Origin of the sequence: Phyllobacterium brassicacearum (genome assembly GCF_003010955.1) — a bacterium.
Lineage (GTDB): Bacteria > Pseudomonadota > Alphaproteobacteria > Rhizobiales > Rhizobiaceae > Phyllobacterium > Phyllobacterium brassicacearum.
Genome location: NZ_PGGO01000025.1, coordinates 32,893 through 46,164, shown reverse-complemented (window position 1 = coordinate 46,164; position 13,272 = coordinate 32,893). Strand labels below are relative to the sequence as shown.

19 protein-coding genes are annotated in these 13,272 nt (G+C 54.7%); 10 read left to right on the top strand and 9 right to left on the bottom strand.

The features are described 5' to 3' along the window. Window positions 1-12: 12 nt before the first annotated feature. Window positions 13-549 carry a hypothetical protein gene (locus tag CU102_RS24080; protein ID WP_166648549.1) on the bottom strand — a complete coding sequence of 179 codons (537 nt, stop codon included), beginning with the start codon at window positions 547-549 and terminating at the stop codon, window positions 13-15. 259 nt (window positions 550-808) lie between these two features. Between CU102_RS24080 and CU102_RS24075 the strand changes: the two genes are divergently transcribed. Further along, on the top strand, window positions 809-1,108 hold the full coding sequence (locus CU102_RS24075; protein ID WP_106713615.1) for a hypothetical protein: 300 nt from the start codon (window positions 809-811) through the stop codon (window positions 1,106-1,108). A gap of 323 nt (window positions 1,109-1,431) precedes the next feature. Here the strand turns inward: CU102_RS24075 and CU102_RS29500 are convergent, their stop codons facing one another. Together CU102_RS29500 and CU102_RS24065 are read right to left on the bottom strand one after the other, a co-directional pair. Then, a complete protein-coding gene (locus tag CU102_RS29500; RefSeq protein ID WP_133624670.1) occupies window positions 1,432-2,151 on the bottom strand; it encodes a hypothetical protein in 720 nt (239 codons plus the stop codon). Between the two features lie 373 nt (window positions 2,152-2,524). Continuing rightward, a complete protein-coding gene (locus tag CU102_RS24065) occupies window positions 2,525-2,890 on the bottom strand; it encodes a MarR family transcriptional regulator (protein WP_106713613.1) in 366 nt (121 codons plus the stop codon). Between the two features lie 261 nt (window positions 2,891-3,151). Between CU102_RS24065 and CU102_RS24060 the strand changes: the two genes are divergently transcribed. Next, complete coding sequence (locus CU102_RS24060; protein ID WP_133624668.1) at window positions 3,152-3,439, top strand: hypothetical protein; 288 nt, start codon at window positions 3,152-3,154, stop codon at window positions 3,437-3,439. Between the two features lie 353 nt (window positions 3,440-3,792). Here CU102_RS24060 and CU102_RS24055 read toward each other — a convergent pair whose 3' ends face one another. The 6 genes from CU102_RS24055 to CU102_RS24030 all read right to left on the bottom strand — a co-directional run bounded on the left by CU102_RS24055 (window position 3,793) and on the right by CU102_RS24030 (window position 7,126). Then, window positions 3,793-4,422 carry a hypothetical protein gene (locus CU102_RS24055; RefSeq protein ID WP_106713611.1) on the bottom strand — a complete coding sequence of 210 codons (630 nt, stop codon included), beginning with the start codon at window positions 4,420-4,422 and terminating at the stop codon, window positions 3,793-3,795. Then, entirely contained in the window at window positions 4,419-5,012 is a 594-nt protein-coding gene (locus CU102_RS24050; RefSeq protein ID WP_245425512.1) for a thermonuclease family protein, read from the bottom strand. Before CU102_RS24050 ends, CU102_RS24055 begins: the two co-directional genes overlap by 4 nt. A 62-nt stretch (window positions 5,013-5,074) precedes the next feature. Continuing rightward, window positions 5,075-5,713, bottom strand: coding sequence for an acyltransferase (locus CU102_RS24045; protein ID WP_106713610.1), 639 nt, complete (start codon window positions 5,711-5,713; stop codon window positions 5,075-5,077). Continuing rightward, entirely contained in the window at window positions 5,710-6,162 is a 453-nt protein-coding gene (locus CU102_RS24040; protein ID WP_106713609.1) for a hypothetical protein, read from the bottom strand. Before CU102_RS24040 ends, CU102_RS24045 begins: the two co-directional genes overlap by 4 nt. Further along, window positions 6,162-6,488 (bottom strand): hypothetical protein, encoded by a 327-nt coding sequence (locus CU102_RS24035; RefSeq protein ID WP_106713608.1) that lies wholly within the window; start codon window positions 6,486-6,488, stop codon window positions 6,162-6,164. The genes CU102_RS24040 and CU102_RS24035 overlap by 1 nt, the downstream gene beginning before the upstream one ends. A gap of 116 nt (window positions 6,489-6,604) precedes the next feature. After that, the gene (locus tag CU102_RS24030) at window positions 6,605-7,126 is read right to left on the bottom strand and encodes a hypothetical protein (protein ID WP_106713647.1); all 522 of its coding nucleotides are present in this window, start codon (window positions 7,124-7,126) and stop codon (window positions 6,605-6,607) included. Between the two features lie 236 nt (window positions 7,127-7,362). Between CU102_RS24030 and CU102_RS24025 the strand changes: the two genes are divergently transcribed. The 8 genes from CU102_RS24025 to CU102_RS23990 are packed head-to-tail and all read left to right on the top strand — an operon-like array spanning window position 7,363 to window position 13,270. After that, a complete protein-coding gene (locus CU102_RS24025; RefSeq protein ID WP_245425510.1) occupies window positions 7,363-8,238 on the top strand; it encodes a lytic transglycosylase domain-containing protein in 876 nt (291 codons plus the stop codon). 10 nt (window positions 8,239-8,248) lie between these two features. Then, complete coding sequence (locus CU102_RS24020) at window positions 8,249-8,578, top strand: TrbC/VirB2 family protein (RefSeq protein WP_106713606.1); 330 nt, start codon at window positions 8,249-8,251, stop codon at window positions 8,576-8,578. 3 nt (window positions 8,579-8,581) lie between these two features. After that, window positions 8,582-8,887 carry a VirB3 family type IV secretion system protein gene (locus CU102_RS24015; RefSeq protein WP_245425509.1) on the top strand — a complete coding sequence of 102 codons (306 nt, stop codon included), beginning with the start codon at window positions 8,582-8,584 and terminating at the stop codon, window positions 8,885-8,887. A gap of 7 nt (window positions 8,888-8,894) precedes the next feature. Further along, a complete protein-coding gene (locus CU102_RS24010; protein ID WP_106713605.1) occupies window positions 8,895-11,312 on the top strand; it encodes a VirB4 family type IV secretion/conjugal transfer ATPase in 2,418 nt (805 codons plus the stop codon). After that, complete coding sequence (locus CU102_RS24005; RefSeq protein WP_133624666.1) at window positions 11,309-12,067, top strand: hypothetical protein; 759 nt, start codon at window positions 11,309-11,311, stop codon at window positions 12,065-12,067. Before CU102_RS24010 ends, CU102_RS24005 begins: the two co-directional genes overlap by 4 nt. Window positions 12,068-12,069: 2 nt before the next feature. Next, window positions 12,070-12,810, top strand: coding sequence for a type IV secretion system protein (locus CU102_RS24000; RefSeq protein WP_106713603.1), 741 nt, complete (start codon window positions 12,070-12,072; stop codon window positions 12,808-12,810). Further along, window positions 12,807-13,037, top strand: a complete 231-nt coding sequence (locus CU102_RS23995; protein ID WP_106713602.1) for a hypothetical protein — start codon at window positions 12,807-12,809, stop codon at window positions 13,035-13,037. The genes CU102_RS24000 and CU102_RS23995 overlap by 4 nt, the downstream gene beginning before the upstream one ends. After that, window positions 13,034-13,270, top strand: a complete 237-nt coding sequence (locus CU102_RS23990; RefSeq protein ID WP_106713601.1) for a hypothetical protein — start codon at window positions 13,034-13,036, stop codon at window positions 13,268-13,270. Before CU102_RS23995 ends, CU102_RS23990 begins: the two co-directional genes overlap by 4 nt. Window positions 13,271-13,272: the final 2 nt, after the last annotated feature.

Here is a 13,272-nt window from a genome sequence, read left to right as displayed (position 1 = left end):
TATTCCTTTTGATCAGGTGTCTGCGCTGTTAGGGGAGGTGGTGTTGGGGTAGGTGAGGATCTTGCTCCGGGCCCGCTTGTATTTCTTTTCGGCAGAGTCAGCGTTTTTCATATTGAAGTGCTTCGCCATCTGGTCGAAAAGCTCACTTCTCTTCATTCCGGGCGGTCGTGACGCAACCCATTTGAGGCATAGTTCCTCAACAGCGCTGAGTTCGGGATAATGAACCTCCGGCATGGTTTTGTCCGATGTTATCGTTCCGCGATGGAGCAAGAAATCCGTGCGGGACAATTCCTCCAGAATATTCGCAAGGGCAGGGGCGTTGAGTCCAAATTTTCCGAGGTAGGCTTTGGCTCCTAGCCGGCGACAGGCTTCCGCCTCTTCACTGGAAAAGCGCCCGGTTATGATCACATGAATACCGGTCGGGCTGGTGTTGATTATTTCTTCAATGTTGGACAGTCGAACGTCCGCTTTTTCGGAATCCGCGCCGAAGTCTGGCAAGCCCGGGTCGATAAGGATCATCGCAAATGTATTGCCGTTCAACGCCTCCATTGCCGCCTCAAAAGTCGGGGCGGTCAACACCAGATAGTCCGGATTGGCCGTCTTGAAATGCCGAACGAGCGAATCCAGGGTGAGATCATCATCTTCGATGATCAGAATTTTGTTTTGAGCGTGTGTCCCATCGTGCATGGGACGGTAGTAGCACATGGGAAAATATGAAGCACGGGGTCAGGGTGACCCCTAGGAACGACACTAGATCCGTGCTGTGACTTCGGCGGTGGAGGGCCGAAGGAAGTCTATCGGAGTGAACATGGTTGTTAATGAAAAGATGAATGTTCAAGATAGTCTGTTGGCTCGCGCGGAATTGTATGAACGCATTTGGAATTACTGTATTGATGAAATTGGCCTAAGATCCGCGCCACTCCCGCGCGATGTATCGTCAATCGAACTCTTAGGTGTGCTGCTCGTTATCGCGACGGAGGCGGGGGAGTCTACAGTCGTCGACCGCGATACATTTTGGGCTGATATTTGTGCTAAACACGGAATCAAAACATGCGACTACCAGGCTAGCTTTAAAAAGTTCGCATCGCTTGTTCAGCCGGCTCATTAAATTCAAAACTCATTGACTTCAAATGGACCCGTATCCACGCTGCATCAGCGATGAGCCCGATGAACCGGCGCCGGCTTTCCGACTGGTAGACCCACCGTCAAGTCGACGACTTGACGGATCGAACATACTAAGCGCATCGCCAAAGGTCATCTCAGCAATTCGGCGCGTTCACCTTCACTGCATAACCGCGATTTACCCGGTACTGGCACATGCGGATTCGGCAGGCTTTTGTTCAAAGCCATTTTGGTTCGACTGGGCGCAATAATTTCCCCGTGAGGCGCTAGCAGCCGACAACCGGCAGATGGTTTGCATCGAGCAAACGGCTATAAGCCGCGTAGAAGGCCGTCTGATCGGTTGTAAGAAGGCTGTCCGTCTAGTTTTTTATGACCAACGGTTCCTGAGGGTTTCGGTTTTTTGCACCCTGTCGGATAGAACTTAAGACCGAGATTGGGCCGAAATTTTTGCAGCCAGGATAGCCAACGCGGGCATGCAATTGAAATCACATTGGTCAGATGCTTTGCGCGCCATTGCGGTCGCGCCGCAACGTCCACCAGTTGCAAAATGCGAGCCCGGCGCAATGCATTGCGCACCGTGGTAATGCCGACGCCGGCCCGATCGCCGATTTCCTTGATACTACACCTGCAACTGCCGTGCTGCCGGCAGTCTGCCGCCACAATGTACAAGACCGCTCGTTCGCCCTCGGTGAATTTGTGGCGGACATGCGGTGGCAAAGCGGCCATGTCCCCGAGCCGCCGTTTGCGCGCCCATCTGGATGAACATCTCGACCCCGTCGCTGCCTGCGATCGAGAGTGACCGGACAAAGGTCGTTTCGGAAAGTACGAACGGGGAGGGGGCAGCCGGCGCTCCCACGCCTCGAGCAGAATGGTTCGTTTCGTGTTGGCCGCCTCGGCAAGTTCGGTCGCGCAAGCGTCGTCGAGCTTGCCTTCTGCAACACCCTGCCATAACAACGTTTGATAATGCTCGATTTGTCTCACCGTCGTGATGTCGGCAAGCAGGTAGCTCATTTGGCTGTGAAAGATCACCACGTTTTCCTTTGTTTGGAACAACAAAATCCGTGGCGCGAAAGCGCATTTTCGTCTTGCTATGTCGGGATGAAAAAGCTAATTCTGCCTCAGGTTCCTAGGCACATGCGGAATTGGCGTTCCGTTAGCTAGTAGGGTTGAAAACCCTATCCCTCTCGAAAAATCCGGCCCTCGCGCCGGTTTTTTTGTTTTCTGGCTTCAATCTCCGCAGTTGTCTCGAATGCATAAACTCGATTTGCTCCAGGCAAATCGAATCACTCCCAAATAGCCTCGGACATTCGAGAACTACGTGGACAATGATTCGATTAGCAAGAAGTTGGTTTATACCGCAATAACAATCGGCATTTAATTTTGCTTTTTAGCGGTATTAAAGTCAGCTGTCGGATGGTTTTAACGTGATAAACGGCCGCGTTCCGAGGATATCATCAGGGATAACAAACCGGAAAGCTCTGCCTCGCCCTGCAGAGTTCAGAATTTGCTCTTCTCGCAGCAAATTGCGCGCAACAAGCGGCGTTGTGCTCTCGACAACGGCGTCACGGCTTAGCCGCGATATATTCATGATATTATTGATTGTTGTCTCAATGTTGGTCATTTGCATCTGGTAGATGACGTTGATCATACCAATCTGCTTCATTCGAGACGTAGCGGTCTCGCCTGCCAGGGGATTTTCTAAAATCTGTTTCATTGTAAAGGCCGTGAAGGCCAGCGAAACATGCGGAGAATTGCCAGAGCTTGTCATGCAGTTAATTTTGATTTATAGCGTTTTTAACGGAAAAACGTTCGGTTGATCTTTCACGTTTTACGTATTCGCGAATGCGTAGGATCATGATTTTTGCTCGGCATTATTAGTGATGAGTCGTGTGCGTAGCACCCGAATATACACCATAAGTTCACTCCGCGGGACTGATGGATCACTCTAAACCGGTTGGAAAAACATCGGCAAAATTCCTGTGCTTGGACTCAAAATCGCAGCCACTTTATGCTGCAAGTGAGGGGCGTGATGAAAAGCAATCAGCCGTTCGATATCATCGATGATATTGCAAGCCCCGGGCACAATAAGCGCGTGTGGCTGGCAGCTATGGCGCTCTCGATGGGTTCTGAAGAGGCGACGATCGCATTTTCCAATGTTATGTTTTCGTTAGGCGAAATGAATGAACGCCACCGGCACGCGCTTTTAGAGCGGCATCGGCTTTGGGAACAACTTGTCGATGACGGCGCTACAGAGACCAAACGACTGTTTCGTGAAATGGTGGACGAGAAACTGAGGGCCTGGGCTTCCAATCGATGAAGGTCATGACTCGATCCTCGGCGCTGACTCTAAGATCGTTGCCAGCATTGGCTATACCCAAGCATCACTCATCAAGAAGATGGAGGCCGAAGGCATCGGCCGGCCTGCGACGATCATGAGCACGATCATGATCCGGGAGTAGCGGGGGGGAACCCGGAGAGGGGAGGGCAGGCCAGGCTGGCAACCGAGAAGCAGATAACGCTGATCACAAGATTCGTCGAAGAGGGCAAGATTACCGCGCCGGTTGGCTATCCGAATAGTATGAAATCGCGTGCGGCATCGACAGCAATCGAAGCAGGGATGAAAAAAGACACGATAGGATTCAAGAACCAATACCATCTGTATCCAAGTTATCAGGAATTGACTGGATCAATCTCAGACGGTTGTACCTCAAGAGGCAAAAGCGCGTAGCCGACCTGATCAATGTGTGCCTGATTAAGGGCCTCTATCGCGTCGTCACGTATATAGAGCACTTTTCCAGCTCTTTTTTCAGTCAAACCCGGAACGTGTACCCTGGTGACCACACCGCGGTTCTCCATAACCTTTGAGAGGAGTTCCAGCTGCGAGTAGTGTGAGTCCACACTTTTTGCCAATCCCTGGATGGTGGGCCTGCGACCATTGTAAATCTCGGCCGCCAGTCGATTGATGAACGCGATCTGACGATAACGGGTCGATCCCGTGTCATTGGCGAAGCGGGATTTGTCGATCATTTCGCATAATATGAGCAGATCATTCGGCTGAGGCGGGATTGGTGCAGGTATCGGTTCCATGGTTTTGGGGGGACGCCCCGCCATAGCAGCCAACCCCGAAACAACGAGCTGTCCAAGGACTACAGGTATCCGAGCACCCAACATCTGCGCCATAGCCACAACTTTTTCATGCTCCTCCCGTGGCAGAAACAACTTTGTTTCCACATGGCCTGGCTCCAGGGATTCCGCCCGCCATTTTTCACGGTACTCTGTATACTTCGATTTTGACGTCATGGCTTTTGTGTTTGGCTCTGCATTGCTTCGAACAGAACAAGGTTGGGGTGTGGCATGTCCGGATACGCCCATAGCCCCGCCTTGGACTGCTTGGCTGTGGCTTCGGCCACGAGGTAGGGCATGTAGACAGGTTTTGCGTCATTTGAAAAGGCCGCGAATGCAAACCCCTGAGTGATGAGTGCGGTTCCAAGATCAAGCGATTTATCACCAACGTGCGCCGAACAAATGACCAGGATGGTCGCAGACTCCTGCAGTGTCCTGGACGGCAATTGCGCTATTGGTGAACAGGTTGGTTTCGTGTCCCTTATCATCGCTGCGAGCATAGCCAAAGATACGGCCCCGCAATCTTGTTTGAGTCCAGAATTATCAGTGTACAGGGTTCCTCGAATGCATGCCTGTACACCGTAAAGTCGCATTTTTTGACTTCCCTGCTGCCAGGTATCGCCTGTAAGAAACGACAATCCAGTTTGCGGGATTGAAAAAACCTGAGCGGCAGGCTCTGGCCGCGACTGATCGGTCTGTTGAGCAGTCGTTATCGTGGAAGACAGGGCAATGATACCGGCTGATAGGATTGCGATCGAGCGCATCATAATGTTCTCCCAAAGACCAGTGAAGGCAGAAAGCTTGGTGCATCCACCGCGAGGTTGTGGAACTAGGACCTGATGCCGGGAGCAATGCAGTTGGTGCCATCGCTCGAATTGGTGATGCAGCTGACGTCATAGCCTGCGCCGGAGACGAGATATCGGCAGACGCTTGTTCCCGCTCCATCGGCGGTCCCAGGCGCATTGCAATTCATGCCGCTCCTAACGAGGTTATCGAGTTTGCCGCCCTTACCACATCCGAATTGGCATGCTTTCAAAACAGAGGATTGTGTGATTGTGGCGCACGTTCCGTTGTAGCAGACTTCCTTGCCCAAGGCGGACGTCATACCGTTCTGTTGGGCCGCGCTCCATTCATTTCGCTGATATGATAACCAGGCATTGATCTGGGCAGATGGATCATCGAGGAATTGCTGTGGAGTGCCCTTGTAATACCGGCCGAATGTTCCTCCGTCCGTCCGCCCTTTCGCGCTGCAGAACTGAAATGCGCCGTAACACGTAACGCCGTTTACCACGGGAGAGACGCTGGAGAAGTTTCCCTCGCTTTTGGAGACGTTCTGAGCGTACTCAGCGCATGTACTCGCCATGCCGGCATTCATGAGACTGACGGCGCTTTCGCCTGCGAATGCAAAGGAACTGGTAAGGGTGAGAAAGAAGCCAAAGTTGGCGAAAAAGGAGCTGGCTGTTCTCATTTTACCGGTTCCACATTGTAGGAACCGGTAAAAGGTTTGGCTGCGTCATCGACCTCTTCGGTCGTGATCTTCTTGTAATTCAGGGAGAGGGTGGCCTTGCCCCCCATAATTACGCTGCCACTTGCGAGCTTTTGAAGCTTACCGTCCTTCTTCTTCAACGCGAGAATGAATGCACAATCACTTTGCATTGTGCATTGAGTATCAAGCTGACTGAGGATCCATTCGCCTGCTGGCGTGGTGAGACGGGCAGTGTAGATGTTGGGCAATTCCGGCGGTTCGCCCGAAGGCGTAAAGTTGCTGTCATCCCATAAGCCGTCGGGATCATGACTGACGTTCTTATGTGTCAGCGTAAGGTTGAAATCATAACCGTCCTGGGCACGTGATGGTTGGTTAAATACGACCAGCCCCACACTCGTGGCCGCTAGCGCAATAGTTTTCAGAAACGTCATTACGGGTTCCTTCTTGGATCAAAATAGTTGAAGATTTTTCGGGCGCTGTCATAGGTGAGAAAACACAGCGCGCAGGTCATGAGATAAGCCATACGAACAGTGCGCCAGGCATAATAGGCGGCGATCCAACCCATCACAGCGACGACGACAGCTTCGTAGGGCCGAGAGACTGGATCAGCAGCCACTGCCAGGATCCACTTGAAAAGTTCGTTGACCCAGAGGCCAGCCGTGGCTAGTGCGCCGACTATTAATATGGCGGGACCGATTGGACCCGCCTCTGGTTGCTTCTCTGCACCGTAGACATAGAGATTTTGATCATCATTCATGGTGATAGCTCCTTTTTCGCAGTCGCAGGATATCAATTGATGTACCTGAATGGAATCCACCATGTTCGTTATGTGATTGTTTTTCCTGTTGTTTTTAGCGCTTGTTGACCTACGCTCTATTTGTTCAGGTCAAACCAGAAGCGCTGCTTCACACCCTTGCTGTTCGGAATGTCAAAGTAATACGGCTTGTCGCGAAGCTTGCGCGGTTGGGTCTGTTCGACAGAACAGGAGCCGAGACCGTTGCCGCTGTAGACCCGTCTGGTTTCAACGCCGGCCGGAGTTTGCCTTAGAGGATCTCTCGTCGCCTTGCTGTTGCAGTTTCCGAGATTGCGTTTGCAGATGTTCGCATCTCCACGACTGGCCACGCTGCTATTTCCAGAACCTGAGTCGCCACTGGTCGCAGACCAGCCTGCAGGGCAGGGCTCGTAACGTTCGAACCCGGGTTTACCGGCGTTGCCTCCTTTGCATATCGGCCAGGAAAAGCCCGGAAGAGACATGGCAGCAATGAGTTTTTGCATGGGCGGAATGCAGTACGGGACACCGTGCCATGAGGGCTTCTCCGAAGCCGCGCAGAGCAACACTTGACAGCCCCACGATGCATCGGCTGCGCGCGATGCGGTGCCCGTCATCAAAAGCATGCCGACAGCGCCAGCCGATGCCAAAAGGCCACTCCAAACTATTTTCATCTGATCCCTCAATGGTTGCCAAAAATAATTCTTGCTAGGGTAATATTTATCTATATAGATGCTATGTAGCGCCGTCAATGATATCGCCGCTGTCTTGCAGGGGGGTGGACCCCGCACTCACGCGAGTCTGAGTGCCCATCAATGGGTAGATATTTACTTTTATAGGTGAGATGAAAAGAGAGGGCAACATGAAGGGGCTGGTCTTCGTTTCAAGCGCTACAGTGATTTGGCTGTGCAGCGCAGCGTTGGCAGAGCCGAAGCCTGGCTTTGCAGATAGCGGTCCGGTTGAGGTGACCGCTGTAGAAAAGCAGCCAGATGACCGCATCACTCAAAGAGTAATCGAGGCATCGACGCTCGAAGCTTCGACGGCGCCACGACGGCGAACGGACGGGTTTAAGCCTGCGTCACTCATGGGGATACAATCGGACAACATCCCCAGTCAGCCGTCAAAGTCCGCTTCTCAACATTGCATCGACAATGAGTTCAACATCCGTGCCGTAAAGGGCATGATCGAAGCTGAAGCCGCGCGTCAAGGAGCGGATGCCAAGCTGGCGCTTGCGATCGCAGATCAGGAATCCGGATTCGGTGCCAGCGTGAATTCCAATGCTGGCGCTCGCGGCATCATGCAATTGATGCCGGCAACGGCCGCGCAGTATGGCGTGACGGATATTTGTGACGCTGCCCAGAACATTCGGGGCGGAATCGCTTTCCTGAAGGATCTCGACGTGACCTTTGGCGGCAACATCATGTTGATGGTCGCCGCTTATAATTCCGGCGAGGACCGCGTTTTAAAATCGGGCGGCATCCCCTCGATCTCCGAAACTGTCAACTACACGGCACGAGTCACCAATGCCTATTATGGCTTCAACAATACGTTAAAGGGCGGCAAGCGCACCAAATCCAATGCGGTTGCCGGCAACACGGAACAGCAGTCGTCTGGCGTGAACGAACTTCCCGTTCAAACGGTCGGCGACGGATCTCCGATCCCCATCAATCAACCGGAATCCAGAACCGAAGGGGGCCGCCAGCAATGGATCGGCGGTTCGGTTCTCTATGTTCAATAGGAGACAGAGCATGAAGACTGCAAACAAGACCCGGCTTTTGAACACAACCTGTGCCGCTCTGATGATCGCCCTCGCGATTGCCGGCAAACCCGAGATATCTGCCGCTGCTGGCGGCGGCGATGTGTTCCAACCGATCAACAATGTGTTTGAGCAGGTCCTGACGTTCATGACCGGCACGTTTGCTACAACGGCGGCGACGATCGCGGTTGGGGCCGTTGGTTATCTCGCCTTGACCAGCCGCGTTCCGTGGTCGTGGCTGTTTTCGATCGTTGTCGGTGTGGCGTTCATCTTCGGTGGCGCTCAGCTCGTCTCTTCTATTTCCGGCGGGATCGGAAACTAGCCGATGAGCATGGAGCAACCCGATCCAGACAAGCCGCAAGCGGTGCCGCTCGTGCTCGGTTTGACCCGGCCGCGCATGTTGTGGGGCATACCATGGGGCTTGTTCGTGGCTGAGATCGTTCTGGTGTTGATGATCTTCCTCAACACCAGGAACCTTCTGATGTTTCTGCTGATCCTGCCCATGCATGCGGCTTCGTATGTACTGACGATCAAGGATGTCCGGCTCGCCGATATCATCCGGGTTCGGCTGTTGAAATGCGCCGGAACCCGGAACGCCAGGTTTTGGGGCGGCAACTCCTACACGCACTGAGGAAAAAATGGCCTTACAGCGGGCGGTACGCAGTTCAATGAAGTTCGGGACCGTTGCGGTACGTGAGAAGAAGATTTCTTCGCACGTCCCATATGTGCGGCATGTCGATGAGACCACGCTGCGCACCAAGGAGGGCATGATCCTGTCAATCCTGAAGATTGACGGGTTCTGCCACCAGACGGCGGACCAGTCGGAAATCGACATGAAGGCGAATGTGCGCAATACGCTGATGCGTTCGTTGGGCGACAGCCGTTACGCCGTTTACAGTCACATCATTCGCCGCCGGATCACCCCGCAGACGGCGGGATCCTTTTCCAATCCATTCTGCCGCGATCTCAATGACCGGTACATGCAAGGTCTGGCCGAGAAGCGCATGTACGCCAACGATCTGTATCTGACCGTCATTCGTCGCGGGTTCCAGGGCAAGGTCGGGTTGGCGGATGCTTTTGTTTCGCGCTTTCGCAACGCCGCCGGTGTCTCCGCCGAAGTGCTTGATCGGGAAGCGCGTCTGGAACTTAAAGAACAGGTTGCCAATATCCAGAAGGATATGGCGGAATATGGCGCGCGCATTCTGACCGCGACGGTGCGCAATGGCAGCGTTTATTCCGAACCGCTGGAATTTCTCGCGCAGCTCCTCAATGGCGCGCAGCAAATACCAATGCTGCTGCCACGCATGGGGCTGGACGAATATCTGCCGACACGGCGCATCACCTTCGGCAAGAAGCAATTCGAGTTGCGCGGCGGCGTGGATAGCGAAACACGTTTCGGATCCATGGTTTCGTCACGCGAATATCCGTCGTGGACAGTATCGGGTGTTCTCGACGGGCTTTTGAAAATACCGGGTGAATTTATCGCAACGCAGTCGTTTGCCTTGCAGGATCGCGCCCCGGTGATGGAAGAGATTGCCAAGGTTGAACGGCAGATTGCCGCGTCCGATGAGGCGGGCACATCGCTTGAGGAGGCGATCAATATTGCTCGTGATGAGATTGTAAATGGCCGTGCTGTCATGGGGCACCATCACCTGACAGTCATGGCGATCGGTGACAGCCTGAGAGAGCTGGAAGCCTGCGTCCAGGCTGTAACTAAGGAAATCCAGAATACCGGCATGGTCACGGTGCGCGAGGACCTGAACGCTGAACCGGCATTCTGGGCGCAACTGCCCGGAAACTTCGCCTATATCGCCAGACGCGCCATGATTTCATCGCGCAATTTCTGCGGACTGGCGTCGTTTCACAATTTCGCTGTTGGCAAGCCTTCGGGCAACCACTGGGGTCCAGCAATCTCGCTGCTGCAGACGACGTCGATGACGCCATACTATTTCAACTTCCATCGCCTGAAGGTCGGCAATTTCACCGTCGTCGGCCCGACGAATTCAGGCAAGACCACTGGACTGGCCTTTCTGATGGCGCAGGCGATGCGCGTCACACCGCAACCCCGCTGCGTATTCTTCGACACGCTCCGCGGTGCAGACATCTTTATTCGGGCGCTTGGCGGCCAGTACGAGGTCCTGGAACCGGGTGTGGCGACAGGCTTTAATCCACTGCAGCTGGAGGGCTCAGCCAGCGACAGAGCCTTTGTGCTCGATCTTCTGCGCTTTTTGGTACGGCCGCGCGACGGCCGGCAGGATCTGTCACCAGAACAGGAGAATATCCTCGAAGCGGCAGTGCAGCGGATCTTCGCCATACCGGTAAGCGAGCGAAATTTCGCGGAAGTTTCGCATCTCTTGCGTGGCGGCGAAAAGGCAGGGCATGACGACCTGGCCTCGCGTTTCAACAATTGGTGCGATGCGCGCGGCTGGCTGTTCAACAATCCTGCCGATCAGTGGGACGCAGAAAAGGGCATCGTCGGTTTCGACCTGACGAAGGTGCTCGACGATCCGGACATTCGCACCGCTGCCCTCGGCTATATTTTCCACCGCATCGAAGGCATGCTCGACGGCAAGACACCGATGATGTTGTTCATCGATGAAGGCTGGAAAGTCCTCAGCGATGATAAATTCTCGAAATTCCTCAATGAGAAACTGAAGACCATCCGAAGACTGCATGGCATCGTCGGCTTCGGTACGCAATCGGCGAAAGACATCGTGTCCTCAAAAATGGGGCACACCATTCTGGAACAGACGACGACCAACCTGTTTTTCCCCAATGCCAAGGCGGACCGGGAAAGTTACATCGACGGATTCAAGCTTTCGGAAGTCGAATTCAACTGGGTGCTGACGACGCCGCCCGAAACGCGCCAATTCCTGATCAAACATGCAAATGACAGCGTGATCGCGACGCTCGATCTGAGCCACATGCTCGATTTTGTAAAGGTCATTTCGGGCAACGAAGCCACCGTGGCCGAGTGTGAGGATCTGCGCCAGCGCTATGGCGATCACGCTGAAAAATGGCTCCCTTACTTTTGCGGATGGAGGACGGAAGCATGAGCATGATTTTGCTTATGACGACAGCCTGTCTCGTCACCGGGTTGTGCTTTCCTGTGCTGGCGCAGGTTCCGACCAATGATGCGGAAAGGACCGGCAACGAGACCAGCACCCGCGTCTGTATGGAGCGGGCGCGCACCTACAAGCAGCGGTCAGAAGCCCCGACCAATGGTGTTCGCGGCAGTTTTGCGGACCAGGGCGGCGGCGGATCTCTGTCCCAGTCGGGTGGCGGTAATGTCATGGGCGGCGCGCTCAGTGGAACGACTGTAGGCGGCGTGGATCTCGCCGGCATCATGGCCGGTGTCGCAGCGCTGAAGTCCAACAATGCGGGGCAGGTGACGGGCGCCCTGAGCGCAGTCAGTGCGGCGATCGAACAAACCAGGCAGGGGCTGGTGAGCCAGGGCCAGGCTATCGGTTCGGTCAATTCAATCCAGGGGGCCTTTGACCAGAACTCTTCCGGACGCCTGTCTGAGGCAAGCCTCTGGGGGCAGACCGTTCAAAGCGGAACGACCAGGGTGCAGCTGCAGAACCAGCAGCTGCTGGATCAGGCCGCCGCGGCGAGTGCTGCCGCCAATATCATGGATTACGACAAGTCGAAGGTGCGCCTTGTCGATGACGGCGAAGTCAAGTCCGACAATGCCGAAAATGTTCCAGCCGATACGACCAGCCTCGAACCGATTCAAAAGGAATTGGAACGCCGGCAGGCAGAAGCGCAGAAAAACGCGCTGAATACCCCAACGACAAGCGAAGGAGACTGATCATGACCAGCATGAAGAGATTGTGTTGCGCGGGTGCCGGCATCGTTGTCGGGGTTCTGGCATTTGGCGTCAGCGCCAACGCCCAGGTGCCGGTGATCGATGAGGCAACCCTCGAACAGGCGACACAGACGGCATCGCACACGTCGGAGATCATGAAGTCGAACAGCAATATTCTGGGCACCGTCAACAAGACGCTGGAGGCGGTGACGGGCAACCGGTCAACGTCGAATATTGCCAGCGCGGCGCTTGGGACCGGCTTTTCAATGGCTGGCGCTCCGGACTTCGGCTCGCTGGTGGGCGGGCAGATGTCGTGGGGCAATCTTGGCGAATTTGGCAAAAAGGCAGCAACCATCCTCAATGCCTTGAACCTGGTCAAGTCGCTTTCTGGCAAGTTGGACGCCGGCAGCCTGTCCGGATCCGACAAGGCATATCAAAGTGCGGTCAACACCGCATCGGCGCTGACCGGCATGATCTCGGGAACGCAGTCGAGCGCAGAGCAGCGTAGCCAGGCGTTCAGCCAAGCCGGCAGCCTGATCGGGACAGCCCCCGATATCAAAGGATCGATCGACCAGAACTCGCAGTTGCAGACGCAGACGGCGCAGACGGTCAACGAACTCATTGGCGTGATGAACGCCGGCAATGCGGCCCTCAATGCTCAGCAGATGCAGGAGCTCGCAGCGCAGGCGCAAGCCGCCAAGGTCATGAGTTACGATCCCTCCAAGGCAAGGTTTGTCGTGCCATGATCCGGTATCTCATCTCGCTAGGAGGTTTGAAGGCCTCGCTGCTGATCGCCTTGGCACTCGCAACTGTGATCGGCTCGCTGATCTTTGCTGCCAATTATCTGACCGATTCCATTGATGCCGACATAGCCGCACGACGCGCTCAGCAAGAAGAAGAAAAAGCCGCCGCCGAAAAGGTCAAGAAGATCATGGACTATGATCCGTCAAAGGCCCGGTTGGTGGCGCCATGAGGCGAGTTCGTCCCCTGAAAAATCTCGTCGCTGTCAGTGTGGCGGGGGCAGCTCTGCTGGTCCTGCCGGCATGCGCCGGTCACAAAGAGCTGAAAGCGCCATGTTCCGCATCACTCGCGCCATCCGCCTATTGGTCGGGTTCGGCCTTCGCCTCAGTGGGCTGCGGGCCAATGCTTAAGGTCAACCTGCTGAATGGACCGGGTCCAGATGTGTCGACCATTCAGGAGATGTAAGC